Source organism: Chitinophagales bacterium (assembly GCA_013816805.1).
Taxonomy (GTDB): Bacteria; Bacteroidota; Bacteroidia; order Chitinophagales; family UBA10324; genus MGR-bin340.
In genome coordinates this window covers 29,267-44,925 of sequence record JACDDS010000020.1, presented here as the reverse complement: position 1 = coordinate 44,925, position 15,659 = coordinate 29,267, and the positions used below count along the sequence as shown (strand labels likewise).

Below are 15,659 nucleotides of genomic sequence, written 5' to 3'. Positions count from 1 at the left end.
GTAAGCAGAGTAACTTTAAATTAGAATGCGTGAATGAAATTCTGTCAAGAGGATTAACATTATTGATTTCACCAAAAACGGACATCAAATTATTAAACAAGCATTCTGAAGCATTATAGAATATTTGTCCAGAGTGGATTGACAACTTTAAAACTGTCAGCTTTTTAAATTCGCGCTAAAGAGGATGATTCCCTTCCCAATGTGTATCTGATTAAAATTTATTTGCTCCTTCCGGATAAGTTTATACTTTTACCGCCAATTCATAAAATGAAAACAAATTACTCTTTAAACTTTTGGTGGTGGCTGTCCCGATATGGTATCGTGAGCAGTTGAGGAGTGATTCTCATAACTAATCCTGAAAGGGCTTGCTGTTCACGCAAGCCCTTTTTGTTTTTAATACTTTTAAAAAAATGAAATACAAGTTCAAAATCAATTATAAAAAGTTGCTCGCGGATACTGTGACACCGGTGAGCATTTACCTGAAAATACGTGATCAATATGCTAACAGTATTTTGATGGAAAGTTCCGACTACCATGGCAACGAGAACAGTTTTTCCTACATTTGTTTTAATCCTATTGCATCTATCAGGGTAGAAGATAATATTACAACAGCGGTATTTCCGGATGGGCAAATCCTTAAATCAGCAATTACAAATCAACTATCTGCTTCTGAAGCACTACGGAACTTTGCTGATAAATTTGAAACGAATGATTTTCCTTTTCTAAACGGGAGTAAAGCCAGCAACTTCAATACCTCCGGCATGTTTGGTTACATTGCTTATGATGCAGTAAAATATTTTGAAGACATTCATCTTAAGAATCAGAAAAAGGAAAGCAAATCCATTCCTGACATTATTTACAGCATATATCAATATTCAATAGTGATTAATCATTTTAATGATGAGATGATGATCACAGAGAATTTATTTGATGATGAAAAAGATTCTGCGCTCCCGGAAATTGAGGCACTTATCTATAATAAAAACTTTGCTTCCTATCACTTCAAAACTATTCACGATGAGCAATCTAGTTTAACGGATGAAGAATTTTTATATATGGTGCAGCAGGGTAAGAAACACTGCCATCGCGGGGATGTATTCCAAGTGGTATTATCCAGGGAGTTTTCCCAGTCATTTCAGGGGGATGAATTTAATGTTTATCGTGCACTTCGAACGGTAAATCCTTCACCTTATCTTTTTTATTTTGATTATGGAAGCTTCAAGATTTTAGGCTCTTCCCCTGAAGCACAGTTAACTGTAAAAAACGGAATGGCCAGCATACATCCCATTGCCGGCACTTTCCGCAGAACAGGGAACGAAATAAATGATGCGGAGCTCGCAAAAAAGTTAAAAACTGATACCAAAGAGAATGCGGAGCACATCATGCTGGTGGATTTAGCAAGAAATGATTTAAGCAAAAATTGCAGCGCTGTAAAGGTGGAAACGCTTCGCGAAATTCAATACTACTCTCACGTTATTCACCTCGTTTCGAAAGTCACCGGCAAAATGAATGACGCAGGTGAAACCCTGAACATAGTTGCCGCCACATTTCCCGCGGGTACCTTAAGTGGTGCACCCAAGCACCGTGCCATGCAACTGATTGATGTATATGAAAAAAATAATCGCGGTTTCTATGGTGGCTGCATCGGCTTTATGGGATTTAACGGTTCCTTTAATCACGCCATCATCATTCGATCCTTTTTAAGTAAAAACAATTTATTGTTTTACCAGGCAGGGGCGGGCATTGTTGATTCTTCTAATGAGCACATGGAATTACAGGAAGTAAATAACAAGCTCGCGGCATTAAAAAAAGCAATTGACCTAGCACAACTACTCTGACTATGAAAATCTTAGTTCTCGATAATTACGACAGCTTCACATATAATCTGGTCTATCTATTAAAAAAGATAGAGAATGTAGAACTGGAGGTGCATCGCAATGATAAAATTGGCCTTAATGAAATTGGCCGGTTTGATAAAATAATTTTATCACCCGGTCCAGGAATTCCTGGTGAAGCAGGAATTCTTCTGGAAGTGATCAGAGAGTACTGTTCTAAAAAAAGTATCCTCGGTGTCTGCCTCGGTCATCAGGCAATTGCAGAGGCATTCGGTGGAACCTTATTTAATTTAAATAACGTGTTTCATGGTATTGCTACTTCAATTGAAATTTCCGGAGATGAAGACCTTTTTCATGATGTCCCGAAAAGATTTATTGTGGGGCGTTACCATTCATGGGCAGTGAATCGAAATGAATTACCCCCATCTCTGGAAATAACCGCTTATGATGATGAAGGGAACATCATGGCCCTCCGGCATAAAAAGTTTGACGTGCGGGGAGTACAATTTCATCCTGAAAGTATTTTAACCGATTACGGAGAACAAATTATTAAAAACTGGACTGCTCTATGAAGGAAATATTAAATCATTTGTTTGAAAACAAAGTGCTTACTAAGCGTCAGGCAAAAGAGGTGCTGATATCTATTGCAAAAGGGGATTGCAATAAGAGTCAAATTGCTGCTTTTCTTTCTGTGTACATCATGCGATCGGTTACTGTTGAGGAGCTTGATGGCTTTCGCGATGCACTTCTGGAACTGTGCCTGGTTGCAGATCTCAGTGAATTTGATACTGTAGACGTATGCGGCACTGGCGGTGATGGGAAAAATACCTTCAATATTTCCACCCTTGCAGGTTTTGTGGTAGCGGGCACAGGAATTAAAGTGGCAAAGCATGGAAATTACGGTGTCTCATCTGTGAGCGGTTCATCAGACATGATGGAATTTTTCGGATTCACATTTACTAACAGGATTGATATGCTGAAATTGCAAATCGAGCAAGCTGGAATTACTTTCCTGCATGCGCCGCTTTTTCATCCCGCCATAAAAATGGTAGCACCAGTGAGAAAGGAGCTTGGAGTAAAAACATTTTTTAATATGCTGGGCCCTCTGGTAAATCCATCTTTTCCCAAATACCAGTGCACAGGTGTCTTTAATCTTACCCTTGCAAGGTTATATCAATACCTCCTGCAGCAGTCTCAGAAGAATTTTTTGATCCTGCATTCACTGCAGGGCTATGATGAGATCTCACTCACTGGGAGCTTTAAAATGATTTCGAATGAAAAGGAGGAACAATCCGTGCCGGAACAATATGGATTTACAAGATACTTAGCGCAGGACATCAGCGGTGGAGATTCAATAACAGATGCAGCCAAAATTTTTATGGGTGTTCTTAACGGTGATTGCACACCGGCACAGCGTGAAGTAACTATTGCCAATGCGGCATTTGCAATTCATACGGTTAAATCGACGGTTAGCATTACTGATTGCATTGCCGAAGCCAGTGAATCACTTGAATCTAAAAGGGCGCTTCACAGTTTTTCCAAACTTTTAAATACAACCTTGTGAACATTCTGGAAGAAATAATAAGTCATAAGCAGAAAGAAATTGCGGAAAAAAAAATCAATATTACCTATCAGCAATTAGAACATTCGGATTTTTTTCGAAGGCCAACCATTTCGCTGCAGCAAAGTCTATTGCGCGAAGATCGGATCGGCATCATTGCTGAGATAAAACGAAAATCTCCTTCAAAAGGGAATATCAACCGGCTCATTTCTGTAGAGCGCACCGCTGCCGGCTATTTGATGGCTGGTGCCAGTGGTGTCTCTGTGTTAACTGATCAGGAATTTTTTGGCGGAAAAGATGAGGACCTCAACACTGTTCGCAATCATGTAGATGGACCCATCCTGCGGAAAGAATTCATTGTGGACGAATATCAAATAATTGAATCAAAGGCATTGGGCGCAGATGTAATCCTGTTGCTTGCTAATGTTCTTGACGAGAAGAAAATAAAACTTTTTTCCAAGCTTGCCTCCTCCATCGGCTTAGAGATCTTGTTGGAAGTGCACAATAAGGAGGAATTAAAGGTCTTGAATGAAGAGGTGAATATGGTCGGTGTAAACAACCGCGATCTTAAAGATTTTTCAATCGATATACAACGATCATTTGAGCTGTCTTCTTCTATCCCGGATGGGTTTATTAAGATTTCTGAAAGTGGGATCAATTCTCCCCAAATAGTTTATGAATTAAAGAACTACGGGTATAGAGGTTTTCTAATAGGGGAGCATTTTATGAAGGACTCACGTCCTGATCTTGCATGCGCAAATTTTATTTACGGAGTTGAAACATTTCATCCTGAAAAAATGCCCGTCGGAAGATGAAACTGAAAGTGTGCGGAATGAAGTATGCCGAAAACATTATGGAAGTGGCTGCCCTGCATCCTGATTTTATGGGATTTATTTTCTATCCTCATTCAAAAAGATATGTAGGAGAACATTTTGATTTAAAGAAGATAAAGGCATTTCCAAAAGAAGTAAAAAAAGTAGGAGTGTTTGTAAATGCAGAGGAACAATTTATCAGATTTATGGTGAAAAGAAATGATCTCGATTATGTTCAGCTTCATGGAATGGAATCACCAGCTTATTGCGAAAGGCTTTCTTATGAAATAAAAATCATAAAGGCATTTGGCATTCATCCTCATTTTGATTTTCATTCCCTTAAAAAGTACAAACCTCATTGCAGTTATTTTTTATTCGATACTAAAATCTCATCATTTGGAGGAAGCGGAAAACAATTTGATTGGAATATATTGAACCAATATGATTTGGATATTCCTTATTTCCTGAGTGGTGGAGTAGGGATGGGATCTATTGCAGATCTGAAACAACAGCATCCTTTTGCCATCGATGTAAACAGCAAATTTGAAACTGACCCCGGATTAAAGGATACTGATCTGCTACAAGAATTTCTGGCAATAATTCATGCCTAAAATAAAATCTATAATAGAAAAGTAAACAGATGAAATACGAAGTAAGCAAAGAAGGTTATTATGGTAATTTCGGTGGAGCGTTTATCCCTGAAATTCTTTTTCAGAATGTGGAAGAGCTCCGGACATCTTACCTGAAAATCATTCAGCAGGATTCATTTCAAAAAGAATTTAATAGCCTGCTTCACGATTATGTTGGCCGACCTTCTCCATTATACTTCGCCAATCGTCTTTCTAGTCTTTATAACACTCAAATCTATTTAAAGCGCGAAGATCTCAACCATACCGGTGCGCATAAGATCAATAATACCATTGGTCAAATTCTGATTGCAAAGAAGCTAAACAAAAAGAGAATTATTGCAGAAACTGGTGCAGGGCAACACGGCGTGGCCACTGCTACTGTATGCGCATTGATGGGGTTACAATGTATTGTTTACATGGGAGAAGTAGATATTGCGCGACAAGCACCCAACGTGTCACGCATGAAACTACTCGGCGCGAAAGTAATTTCCGTGGCCAGTGGCAGCCGCACATTAAAGGATGCAACCAATGAAGCTATTCGTGATTGGATTAACCATCCTGACGACACTTACTACATCATAGGTTCCGTAGTGGGCCCGCATCCATATCCGGACATGGTTACCCGTTTTCAAAGTGTGATTAGCAAAGAAATCAAAAAGCAGCTCAAGGAAAAAACCGGCAAAGAAAATCCGGATTATGTGGTGGCATGTGTGGGCGGAGGAAGCAACGCGGCAGGAGCATTTTATCATTTCCTGGATGAAGAAGAGGTGAAGCTCATAGCGGTAGAAGCAGCAGGAAAGGGTAATGACAGTGGCTATTCGGCGGCTACCATGGTGCTTGGCAAGCCAGGCATCATTCACGGAAGTAAAACCATGCTCATGCAGAATGAGGATGGACAAATTACGGAACCTTATAGTATCTCCGCGGGATTAGATTACCCTGGCGTAGGCCCCTTGCATGCTCATTTATTTAAAACCGGCAGAGCACAATTTGTTTCAGTAGATGATGCAGAAGCGTTGAGGGCTGCTTTTCAGCTTTGCAAACTCGAAGGTATTATTCCTGCCCTGGAAAGTGCGCATGCTTTAGCATACCTGGACAAATTGAATGCTGGTGAACATGAAATTGTGGTCGTGAATTTATCAGGCAGAGGTGACAAGGATTTAAGCACTTATACTAATAAGCAAAATTTATAGGCGTGCGAATTCAAAACTTATTTGCGAAAAAAAAGAATGGTATTCTTTCCATTTATTTCACAGCCGGCTTTCCTGAATTGAACGATACTGTGGTAATCATTGAACAACTCCAAAGTTGCGGTGTGGACATGATAGAGATCGGAATCCCTTTTTCTGATCCGCTTGCTGATGGCGCAGTAATTCAGCACAGCAGCCAGGTAGCACTGACAAATGGCATGACATTAAAATTATTATTTGAACAACTGCGTGATATTCGAAAATCGGTAGATATACCGCTTCTACTCATGGGATACCTGAATCCCATACTTCAATACGGGATGGATAAGTTTTGTGAAGAAGTTAACCGAATTGGAATCGATGGAGTAATTATTCCTGATCTGCCGCTGAATGAATATTTATCCAACTATAAAGATTTATTTGTTAACCATAAAATAGCTAATATTTTTCTGATCACTCCGCAGACATCGGCAGATCGAATTCGTTTGATTGATCAGCATTCGAATGGGTTTATTTATATGGTTTCATCATCAAGCACTACAGGAACAAGGACCGGCATCGATGAAGAAAAAGAAAAGTACTTTGATCGCATTCGAAAAATGAATCTCAGCAAACCATTGATGATAGGTTTCGGAATTTCGGAACGAAGGGATTTTTTGAAAGCAAGTCAATATACGAGCGGTGCCATCATAGGAAGTGCGTTTATCAGGGAGTTGGAGAAAGGGGGAAGCTTAAAAGATAATATAGCCTCTTTCATCAGAAGTATAGGGAATTAGATTTATGCAAGGCTGAGGCGTAAATGCAGAAATGATTTGAGAAGCTTACTCACTTCAGGATGATGAAAACGTATTGTAATAGGGAGAACAAAGCGCATATCGCCAGGACTTAAGAGAGTTAGCGGGTAGAAAAAGACATAGTTGGCATAACCCACTTTTTTATTTCATTTAATTCACAGTTTGGCTAATATTAAGTTGTACTGTCATCGGTTAGGATGAATAGATATGTAATTTTTCCCCATCAACTTCGATTTCTCTATCATAATGAAATCCCAGCTTTATAAGCAACTTAATGGAATTTATATTTTCCGGAAGGGTAGTCGCAAGTATATGTGAGTGTCCGGGATCATTAGTTAACATCAAAAGAACTGCCTTAGCAGCTTCATAAGCATATCCATTGTTGGCTGCCCTTGGCAAAAAGGCAAATCCTATATCATAATGCAACAGGTAATCGCGCTTTATAAAAGTGATTATACCAATTGAATCTAAATTGCATTTAAGCTTAACGATCCAGGAACTGACGCTGCTGCTGTTGAGCTTTTCTTCAATATAAGTATTGGCCTCTTCCGGTGTGGTTACATTACGGTTACCTATATATTTAAGCCATCGTTCCGTGTTAACTAATTCAAATATAAAGTGACTGTCTTTTGCAGTGATGGGCTCTAATAAAAGGCGGTCTGAAGACAACGTGGTTTGCATTTGAGTGCTATAGTCTACACCAGGAGTTGATTTTTTTGCTGACTTCTTTTTACGGCATTGATCGTAAAATTACATCCCGTAAAATTTATTACTGATGGTTATTGATAGCAGGTGGCCGCAATAAATATTACATAATAAATCTATTTGAACTGTTTTCAAAATAATAAATTGAGCTAAACCGGATAGTTAGCCAGGTAACTGAATTAAAAATTCATTTTATTAAAAGAATAGTTGGTAATTATTATCGATAATAAAACATTCCTTTACTATTTATTTCACCTCATACAAAAAGCATGACAGACCAGCAAACACTATTTGTGAAAATGGCTTATGATGCATGGCAAACATACATTCAAAGAGCCAGCGATTTATTTGCTAAACTTACCGATGATCAATTGATGGAGGAAATTGCTCCAGGCAGGAACCGGGGTATCTATATGCTTGGCCATTTAACGGCGGTACACGACAGGCTTTTGCCTATGTTGGGTTTGGGAGAACGGGTATATTCTCAATTGGATGATACCTTTATCGCGAATCCCGATAAATCGGGATTGGAGTTTCCTCCAATTACGCAACTGAGACAATCTTGGTCTGATGTGAATAGCAGGCTGAAAAATGCATTTAATAAAATGACTCCTGCAGAATGGTTAGAAAGACATATGTCCGTTTCACAGGAAGATTTTAACAAAGAACCTCACCGCAATAAGTTAAATGTATTGATCAACAGAACCAATCATCTTGCGTACCACCTCGGACAATTAAAGCTCATGGATAAGTGAAAAGGTCGATATCCGTGAAAAGCAACCGTAGCGGATAACTTATAAAACCGTGAATATATTTAAATGTCGAATTAAACGTATAATGCTTTAGGTTGCACCTCAGTGGTTATATTCACGAATACCTTGCTGTGCCCTCCTTCTGCCATGCACCTGAAAAGTATTTGACAAAGTAAGACCCATTTTCTCTATATGCGTCGCGGCATTTTTTGGAATTACATAAATTAAAAACATTATAGCGAATAACGTTAGGCAAATCCAGATGGTGAAGAAGGAGAGAATGAAAATAACTCCTGACAGAATAGGGGCAAAAATGTAGAGTCTGGTTATTGCTTTTAAGAATTCAGGTGACGCAGAGGTCATGAAACCTTTTTGATATCCATAATACCATATGCCACTCATAGCCAAACCCATTAAGAAAAAATTAAGGCCATAAAGGCTGATGGCGGTTTGCTGATGAGTGGTTCCAATATACTTTGAAAGAACTGCAGTTGCAAAAGGTGTAAATGAGACTATCAGGAGTTTGAATCCGTTCAGTAATATTAGCGTACCATCAATCTTGCGAATATATTTTCAAACATGTAGTGATGTTTATCCAGCAAACCAGTATAGTAAAAAAACCAATCAGGAAAGCTAAATAGGTGACCCAATTGGCTAAGAGCGATTGAAGTAGTGATTCACCATCCTTTACAATAGGTACGTGAATATCCAACACTAACAAGGTAATCGCTATGGCAAAAACACCATCGGTAAATGCTTCTAATCGTATGGTTTCTTTTATAGCAGTTTCGTTTTTTTTCAGCTCCATCATTTTATTATTATTTGCACTTATTGCAGTCAAATATGAATCACAATATAAAGTTTTAAGTTAAATGCCTCAATTGTTTTGGTGTGGTATTTCATTAGTTAGCCGAAAAGTTCCATTACTTTTTACAACGTAAAAGAAAGAAAATTTCAAGCGCTGTTTTAATTCATCCCGACACAGTGTGTTTTTTTTCTGCAACCAAGATGGTAATCAGAAGCGCTGCCCCGCCTAGTAGTGCACAAATTATAAAGCCGTATTTTAAACCTAATGCCTGCGATATTACACCCATCAATAAAGGGCCAATCATATCACCTAATTCTTTGAATGAACCTGCAACACCCATGGTAGCACCCATTGCATTTTCTGTTGCCAACTTACTTACCAAAGCGTCAGAGTTTGTCCATACCGTACCAATCCCTATACCTGCAAGAATGCAAACAATAATCAAGGGAAAGCCAATTACAAATGGTATAGCAGCAGTAGAGATACAGGATAAAAGCATTCCTATTCTTAATGTAACAACCGGATTGAATTTATCTGCAAGCCAGCCTGCAACAGGTTGAATGAGCAAATAAGAAATAGTGGTAACAGAAACTAATAAGCCTGTATGAAATGCATCATAGCCTAAATCATGAATACGAACGGGCAAGAAACCAAAGAGTATGCCTACAAAAAACATATTGATAACAATGATTAAAAACCACGGCATTAAAGTTTTGTTTTTTAAAACACTGAATAAAGATTTTATTGAAAAGTCATCATCATCGTCAAATGCTTCGGCACTCTTTTGTTTATCGTTGGGTAATGTAAGTGCCAGGAAAAAACCGATTATACCAATGCCTGCCGTAGCATAAAAAATTCCGCTAAAGCTTGATTTTATTACAATAGCTCCGCCAATTACCGGGCTTACTACATAGCCTGCTCCCTTAATAGCATTGTAAATGCCAAACGCTTTGCCTTTATTTTCTTTATATAAAGTACCCACCATTGCCAATGAAACTGCCGACAAAGCTGCGGCTCCCAAACCTTGTAAAAAACGAACCACTATCAATAATTTTGGAGAAACAAAAGGATACATTATTGATGCAAGTATGAATAGCAGGATACCTGCAAGCATTGCTTTTTTCATTCCTTTTTTATCTGCTAATCCGCCAAATACAGGCTTGGCAAGTATTTCAGCAAAATCATACACGGCTATCAGCACACCGATCATCGTTAACCCAATGCCAACTTTTTCTGCATAAAATGGAAGATTAACCGCTACTATATGTGCACCAAAAGAAGTGATAAAGCCTACAAAACCAAGAATAAAAGCCCACTTCAAAGAAACCTTCATAGCAAAAATTATTCAGAGCACAGTTTATTAACCGGATTCCAGCAACAACAGTTATCAAATTAACAAGGGTAATCATTGTGCCGCATGCATAATAGTTCTTTTTTATTCAGGTTAAGAGATTAATTAAGCTAAACACAACCGGAGGCATCCAGGCGAAGGGCAAAAGATGAAGCAGAAATTTTATATTTATTCATTAGAGAATTCCCAGTGTAAATAAAGAAGTTCCTCGTTTAAGCGTGGAATTTCTTACTGCGTTGGTTTCTGTAATAGTAGTTTTGTATTGATGAAAAACAAATGAATCAGCATCTTCAAACCATATAAAATTTATACAACAATCGGAGGACTTAAGTGCTGATGAAAAAATCACCGGTACACAAGCAGTAAAGAAAGCTGATGCAGAATTGGAAAAGAGGGGCAGAGATTTGGTAATTGAAGCATCACTGGAGCGCGTACGGAGAGTAGCATTAAGTATGAAGAAGCCGGAAGATATGCTTGAGGTATGCACAGTTATTTCCAATGAGCTTACAACACTCGGCGTTAAAGAAATCCGAAATATTCAAACTGCCATTTTCGACGAAATAAAAGGCACTTACTTCAACTATGAGCTTTACTCTAAGCATAACAAGACTATTATTACTTAAACGGACTATAAGAATCATCCGGTTCACCAGGAATTTGCTGATCAAATGCTGAAGGGTGGTGGTGAGGTTTTTATTCACGGCTTCCAGGGAGAAGAGGTAAAGGAATGGATCAGGTACCAGAAAACCACCAATGTATTCATTGATTCATTTCTTGAAGAAGCTGAAGCACTCTGCTATTACTGGTACTCACTCGGGCCGGTGGCGCTGGGCATGTCGACATACGTGTTGCTGAATGAAAGAGAAATTGAGTTGTTCAAGCGCTTCAAGAATGTTTTCGAGCTTGCTTACCGTTGGTTTCTCGATATTCAAAAAGCTGAGGCCCAGGCAAGCAGGCGCGGATGGAAGCCGCCATGGAGCGTGTGCGAGGGCGGGCACTTGCGATGCTGCAGCCCGAGGAGTTGATTGAAGTGGCCGAGGTGTTACGCAAAGAAATGGGATTGCTCGGCGGCTTGCAGGAAATCGAGAACGGTACCGTTTTCATTTTTGATGAAGAATCAGAAATGGCTCAGTTCGGATTCACAATGAAGGACACACGTGTTCCCGACAAAGCATCTATCACAGAAAACCTGACCGTCCAGCTGAATACAACAGAGGCCGGGAAAGAGCTGCTCCGCTTTTTCAAATCGGATGAGATGCGTCAATCGCTTCGCCAGGAAGGAACCAAACGAAAAGAATGGGTTGAATACCTGTACTCACTCTCGCCTAGAATTGACGGCTACTTCGGTAAAACTGCACAGGACAAAACCTATCATCTTTTTTCAAATTTTCAACTGGTGCAGTAGGTGCTACTGCTTCCGGAGATATTTCAGAAGTCAGCTGGGATTTGTTACAGCGCGCAGCTTCCGTTTTTTCTCTTGCCTACTCACGATTCAAAGACCTGACTAAAGCAAGACAGGATCTGATTAATCTGAAGGATGAGAAGAAGTGATCCGATTCTCTCCTTCTGAATATTCTTCCTGAAGAAATTGCAAATGAACTGAAGCAATTCGGAAAATCGTATGCGAGAAAACATGATGAAGTATCTATTCTGTTCGCAGATATAAAAGATTTTTTCTTCGATCGCAGAACATCTTTCTGCAACTGAATTGGTCAATCAGCTCGATGAATGCTTTCGTGCCTTCGATCACATCGTAGGGAAGCACGAACTTGAGAAAATTAAAGCCGTAGGCGACGCTTACATATGCGCGTGTGGCTTACCCAAGCCCGTTGTTGATCATGCCATCAAAACAGTAAGAGCAGCTCTTGATATGATGAACTTCATTAAAGGATTCGCCATTACCAAAACCATCCAGGACCTTCCTGCATTTGAGTTTCGTGTAGGCATTCATACAGGTCCGGTCATTACAGGCGTTGTAGGATTAAAGAAATTTACTTACGACATCTGGGGCGATGCTGTGAACATGGCGGCTCGTATGGAGCAGCACGGCGAAGCCGGAAAGATCAACATCTCAGGCAGCACCTATCAACTCATCAAAGACAAATTCATTTGCACGTACCGCGGCAAAATCCCGGCAAAGAATAAGGGTGAAGTGGATATGTATTTTGTGGAGCAGGGATTTTAAAAAGTTATTGTTGAAATGTCAGCAATGGTCGCAGCGCACCTTATTTGATTTTGCTTTTTCAAAACATTCTTTTCCCTCTTTAAAAGAGAAATAAGCGAGTCCGAAAGTTCCAACAGTGTCAATGTATGTGAATTTTGTCCACGCGTAAATGGAACTCCCTGCAAGTAATACAAGAGACATATAAATGCAAACTTTAGTGCATTCTGCGTCTGCAAGTATCGCGTCTGAATTTAATTGTCTGCCAACTTTTATTTTGCCATAAATTAAGGACAGCATAAAAATTATAGAAGCAAACGCTATTATAATTCCTGAAAAAGTGGTTTCAGGCTTATGCCCGGTGTAAGAGTTGTAAAAACCAGATGCTATCAGTCCTGCAACCAAAATGTAAAAACCAAACCCGGTTATGCGTAAGGCAGTCGATTCAAAATTATCCCGGTTGCTCTCCGGCTTTTGCCTCATCCGGAATATCATGTGTGCAACTCCGATTGCTGAAATCACTTCCACGAAGCTGCCCGCACCGAAACCAAAAAGGGTCAGGCTTTCATCGCGATACCCAAAGTAAGTGGAAACGATTGCCTCCATAAAAGCAAGAAAAATAGTCAATACCGCAAGCCAGAAGGCAAGGTTGTATTGCATTTGTTTAGTTGTCGATAACATTAAAGGCTCACCCATTACTGTTTGTTTACGAGGTAAAATTACCTCCTAAGCACTTAATCTGTCTTTTAAGTAGTTACATTTAGAGGTACATAACTTTCTCATCATGTTTTGCTCTCGTCAAGGCAGGTATTCAAAATGGATCACTTTTTCTGCCCTTGCTCTGTTGAATGATAAAACTTAATGGCGTAATCGTGTGCTTCATCTGCCTGAACCATTACCGCCTCAGCTCCAATAGTCTTGCAGTAATGGTTGTTGGCTTTGATCAGCCTTTTACCTATTCCTTGCCGCTGAAGTTCTGTCTTTACAGCAAGATCGAAAATATACACTAAAAGGAGATCTGGAATAATACTGGAGCATTATGTAAGAAGTCATGCTAATTTTTATCAATCAATTCTACGTCTTCCGGGTTTCGGGTAATACTAAAATTATTGTTAAGTCAGTTGATATTGCTATTTTAGATAGACTGATTTCCACTTGATATAAAACCAAAATATGAAAGTTTGTTTTACAGTTGTGTTGTCTATTTGTTGCATACTGTCACTTCACGCAAGAACTCTGCAAGTTCCATCTCAATACAGCAATATTCAAAGCGCGTTGAATGACTGTGCTAAAGGTGATACTGTTTTAGTTGACCCCGGAAATTACTATGAACACATTATTTGGCCGGAAACGGGAGATATTAAATTATACAGTTCGGGAGATAAGGGAAACACTTCTATTGATGGGAGTAAAACAGGAAGGATCCTTACGTTCGATATGTTAAAAAAGTCTTTAATTGATGTCTCGACAGAAATCAAAGGATTTACCATTATTCGTGGCTTTATCACTTTAACAGAAAATAATCCGATAGGAGAAGGAGGGGCTGTTTATCTCAACAATGCAGGTCCGAAATTTTCGAATTGCAATTTTACTAAAAATGCTATTGCTGCCACTTCAAAAGGAGATCATCCTGATCTTACCGGCTACGGTGCTGCTGTTTATTGTTCCAATTCATCCCCGATCTTCAAAAACTGCATGTTTAAATCGAATGCCTTATTGTATCTTGATGGGTACGGCATTGTTTGCGCAATCAATTCGACGGTCTCGTTTGATAAATGTAAAATAATTGATAATAACTTAAACTCACCTCCGAATAATGATCCCTCAGGGATTATATATGGTTCCGGTTCTATTATTTCGATAGACCAAAGCACGGTCACCAATAACAGTCTCGGAAGCTCACAACATGCTTCTCATCCTCCGGAAGGGATAATTGCCGTGATAAGTGGGAGTATCAATATAACCAATAGCCTGTTTCAAAATAACAAACACGCCCTGGAGGTTGATGATAGCCCTACCGGAAATGTGCTATATATAAATAATTCCGATGCTTGTATAAGCCAGGTAACAACAGCCAACAATGGCACTGCAGTAAGTGGTACGTACAATACTTCCCTTTATTATGAGCATAATGACGCGCATACTATCACGGTTCAGAATTCAATATTTTGGAATAACCATTTGTATATAAGTGAAATTGGGGGTGTCGGTGCGGGAACTATTTCTGTTATTTATTCAGATATAAATATGGGTTATCCCGGAACAGGAAACATTGATGAAAATCCAGATTTTATCTCAGGAAAGAGTGATGGTGATAAACATTTGCAGGATATTTCCCCCTGTGCAGGGGCAGGTACTTTGATAAATGCGCCTAACGTCGATCTTGAGGGAAATACGAGACCTCTTCCTTCAAAAACGGCACCTGATATGGGAGCTTATGAAGTTGATCAAAGTATAAACCCGAGATTTGAAATTTGTTCAGAAAGCATAGCCGTTTTCCCCAACCTGGCTTATGATTACATCATCATAGAGCTACCATTAGCTTTAGTAGGTTCAATCATGGAATTTTATAATTCTTTAGGACAAATAATTTTTCAGACCCCGTTGCCGAATAGTTACAATGTATTTAATGGTTTGCAAAAGTTTCCTGATGGAATTTATATACTTGAAATAAAACAAGGCAGTAAATTGTTTTTCACCAAAAAACTGATACTTGAAAGGTGAAAGCTCTACACTGAAAAATGCTAATAGGAAAGAATAAATAGTAATGGTAAAAAGATAATAATACTATCGTGAATGGATAATAACCGGCGCTTACTATATTAAAGTATTCAGTTGTACAATTTACTCATCGTTGAGGGTTGCATAGGATTCAGACTTATTATCGTAACCAATTCAGGTTAACCAGATAGATTGCATTTGTGGAAATAACTTATCCGTATATAATGCTAGTCAAAAAATCGTGATAATTTTCTTAAGTTACTCTGGCTTTATCTGGTTTGGGTTAAAGACTTTTAAACCGTACAATAAAAGCAGAACCCATTACAAACTTAGCTGCTTA

General features: G+C 39.0%; 17 protein-coding genes and 1 pseudogene. 13 read left to right on the top strand and 5 right to left on the bottom strand.

Annotated elements, in window-relative coordinates; all coding sequences use genetic code 11:
• Nucleotides 1-410: 410 nt before the first annotated feature.
• Genes H0W62_14470 through H0W62_14440 form a run of 7 tightly spaced genes read left to right on the top strand, consistent with a single transcriptional unit; the run spans nt 411 to nt 6,803 of the window.
• On the top strand, nt 411-1,838 hold the full coding sequence (locus H0W62_14470) for an anthranilate synthase component I family protein (GenBank protein ID MBA3649723.1): 1,428 nt from the start codon (nt 411-413) through the stop codon (nt 1,836-1,838).
• Nucleotides 1,839-1,840: 2 nt separating this feature from the next.
• Entirely contained in the window at nt 1,841-2,407 is a 567-nt protein-coding gene (locus H0W62_14465) for an aminodeoxychorismate/anthranilate synthase component II (protein MBA3649722.1), read from the top strand.
• The gene (trpD, locus tag H0W62_14460) at nt 2,404-3,399 is read left to right on the top strand and encodes an anthranilate phosphoribosyltransferase (GenBank protein MBA3649721.1); all 996 of its coding nucleotides are present in this window, start codon (nt 2,404-2,406) and stop codon (nt 3,397-3,399) included. Before H0W62_14465 ends, trpD begins: the two co-directional genes overlap by 4 nt.
• Nucleotides 3,396-4,211 carry an indole-3-glycerol phosphate synthase TrpC gene (trpC, locus tag H0W62_14455; protein MBA3649720.1) on the top strand — a complete coding sequence of 272 codons (816 nt, stop codon included), beginning with the start codon at nt 3,396-3,398 and terminating at the stop codon, nt 4,209-4,211. Before trpD ends, trpC begins: the two co-directional genes overlap by 4 nt.
• Complete coding sequence (locus H0W62_14450; protein ID MBA3649719.1) at nt 4,208-4,819, top strand: phosphoribosylanthranilate isomerase; 612 nt, start codon at nt 4,208-4,210, stop codon at nt 4,817-4,819. The genes trpC and H0W62_14450 overlap by 4 nt, the downstream gene beginning before the upstream one ends.
• A gap of 29 nt (nt 4,820-4,848) precedes the next feature.
• The gene (gene trpB, locus H0W62_14445; GenBank protein MBA3649718.1) at nt 4,849-6,030 is read left to right on the top strand and encodes a tryptophan synthase subunit beta; all 1,182 of its coding nucleotides are present in this window, start codon (nt 4,849-4,851) and stop codon (nt 6,028-6,030) included.
• Nucleotides 6,027-6,803 carry a tryptophan synthase subunit alpha gene (locus H0W62_14440; protein ID MBA3649717.1) on the top strand — a complete coding sequence of 259 codons (777 nt, stop codon included), beginning with the start codon at nt 6,027-6,029 and terminating at the stop codon, nt 6,801-6,803. Before trpB ends, H0W62_14440 begins: the two co-directional genes overlap by 4 nt.
• Nucleotides 6,804-7,013: 210 nt before the next feature.
• Here the strand turns inward: H0W62_14440 and H0W62_14435 are convergent, their stop codons facing one another.
• On the bottom strand, nt 7,014-7,502 hold the full coding sequence (locus H0W62_14435; protein ID MBA3649716.1) for a GNAT family N-acetyltransferase: 489 nt from the start codon (nt 7,500-7,502) through the stop codon (nt 7,014-7,016).
• 293 nt (nt 7,503-7,795) lie between these two features.
• On the opposite strand from H0W62_14435, the gene H0W62_14430 reads away from it, so the two are divergent.
• Nucleotides 7,796-8,281, top strand: a complete 486-nt coding sequence (locus tag H0W62_14430) for a DinB family protein (GenBank protein MBA3649715.1) — start codon at nt 7,796-7,798, stop codon at nt 8,279-8,281.
• A 550-nt stretch (nt 8,282-8,831) separates the two neighbouring features.
• On the opposite strand, the gene H0W62_14425 is transcribed toward H0W62_14430, so the two are convergent.
• Nucleotides 8,832-9,089 (bottom strand): DUF1211 domain-containing protein, encoded by a 258-nt coding sequence (locus H0W62_14425; GenBank protein ID MBA3649714.1) that lies wholly within the window; start codon nt 9,087-9,089, stop codon nt 8,832-8,834.
• A gap of 160 nt (nt 9,090-9,249) precedes the next feature.
• Entirely contained in the window at nt 9,250-10,419 is a 1,170-nt protein-coding gene (locus tag H0W62_14420) for an MFS transporter (GenBank protein ID MBA3649713.1), read from the bottom strand.
• 401 nt (nt 10,420-10,820) lie between these two features.
• On the opposite strand from H0W62_14420, the gene H0W62_14415 reads away from it, so the two are divergent.
• The 4 genes from H0W62_14415 (at nt 10,821) to H0W62_14400 (ending at nt 12,622) form a co-directional block, all read left to right on the top strand.
• Entirely contained in the window at nt 10,821-11,060 is a 240-nt protein-coding gene (locus H0W62_14415; protein ID MBA3649712.1) for a hypothetical protein, read from the top strand.
• A 45-nt stretch (nt 11,061-11,105) separates the two neighbouring features.
• Nucleotides 11,106-11,462: a hypothetical protein gene (locus tag H0W62_14410; GenBank protein MBA3649711.1), complete on the top strand. Its 357-nt coding sequence runs from the start codon at nt 11,106-11,108 to the stop codon at nt 11,460-11,462.
• Nucleotides 11,420-11,842 carry a hypothetical protein gene (locus H0W62_14405; GenBank protein MBA3649710.1) on the top strand — a complete coding sequence of 141 codons (423 nt, stop codon included), beginning with the start codon at nt 11,420-11,422 and terminating at the stop codon, nt 11,840-11,842. Before H0W62_14410 ends, H0W62_14405 begins: the two co-directional genes overlap by 43 nt.
• Nucleotides 11,843-12,145: 303 nt before the next feature.
• A complete protein-coding gene (locus H0W62_14400) occupies nt 12,146-12,622 on the top strand; it encodes a hypothetical protein (GenBank protein ID MBA3649709.1) in 477 nt (158 codons plus the stop codon).
• Between the two features lie 18 nt (nt 12,623-12,640).
• Here the strand turns inward: H0W62_14400 and H0W62_14395 are convergent, their stop codons facing one another.
• Nucleotides 12,641-13,279: a cation transporter gene (locus H0W62_14395; GenBank protein MBA3649708.1), complete on the bottom strand. Its 639-nt coding sequence runs from the start codon at nt 13,277-13,279 to the stop codon at nt 12,641-12,643.
• 117 nt (nt 13,280-13,396) lie between these two features.
• Nucleotides 13,397-13,651: pseudogene (locus tag H0W62_14390) on the bottom strand (GNAT family N-acetyltransferase).
• Nucleotides 13,652-13,771: 120 nt separating this feature from the next.
• Here H0W62_14390 and H0W62_14385 point away from each other — a divergent pair.
• On the top strand, nt 13,772-15,322 hold the full coding sequence (locus H0W62_14385; GenBank protein ID MBA3649707.1) for a T9SS type A sorting domain-containing protein: 1,551 nt from the start codon (nt 13,772-13,774) through the stop codon (nt 15,320-15,322).
• The last annotated feature ends 337 nt before the right edge of the window (nt 15,323-15,659 follow it).

Excerpts from the sequence above, each read along its gene's own strand:
- H0W62_14385 (MBA3649707.1), top strand. The coding sequence starts at position 13,772 with ATGAAAGTTTGTTTTACAGTTGTGTTGTCTATTTGTTGCATACTGTCA.
- trpB (MBA3649718.1), top strand. The coding sequence starts at position 4,849 with ATGAAATACGAAGTAAGCAAAGAAGGTTATTATGGTAATTTCGGTGGA.
- H0W62_14450 (MBA3649719.1), top strand. The coding sequence starts at position 4,208 with ATGAAACTGAAAGTGTGCGGAATGAAGTATGCCGAAAACATTATGGAA.
- H0W62_14425 (MBA3649714.1), bottom strand. The coding sequence starts at position 9,089 with ATGATGGAGCTGAAAAAAAACGAAACTGCTATAAAAGAAACCATACGA.
- H0W62_14465 (MBA3649722.1), top strand. The coding sequence starts at position 1,841 with ATGAAAATCTTAGTTCTCGATAATTACGACAGCTTCACATATAATCTG.
- H0W62_14435 (MBA3649716.1), bottom strand. The coding sequence starts at position 7,502 with ATGCAAACCACGTTGTCTTCAGACCGCCTTTTATTAGAGCCCATCACT.
- H0W62_14410 (MBA3649711.1), top strand. The coding sequence starts at position 11,106 with ATGCTGAAGGGTGGTGGTGAGGTTTTTATTCACGGCTTCCAGGGAGAA.
- trpD (MBA3649721.1), top strand. The coding sequence starts at position 2,404 with ATGAAGGAAATATTAAATCATTTGTTTGAAAACAAAGTGCTTACTAAG.
- H0W62_14395 (MBA3649708.1), bottom strand. The coding sequence starts at position 13,279 with ATGTTATCGACAACTAAACAAATGCAATACAACCTTGCCTTCTGGCTT.
- H0W62_14430 (MBA3649715.1), top strand. The coding sequence starts at position 7,796 with ATGACAGACCAGCAAACACTATTTGTGAAAATGGCTTATGATGCATGG.
- H0W62_14470 (MBA3649723.1), top strand. The coding sequence starts at position 411 with ATGAAATACAAGTTCAAAATCAATTATAAAAAGTTGCTCGCGGATACT.
- H0W62_14420 (MBA3649713.1), bottom strand. The coding sequence starts at position 10,419 with ATGAAGGTTTCTTTGAAGTGGGCTTTTATTCTTGGTTTTGTAGGCTTT.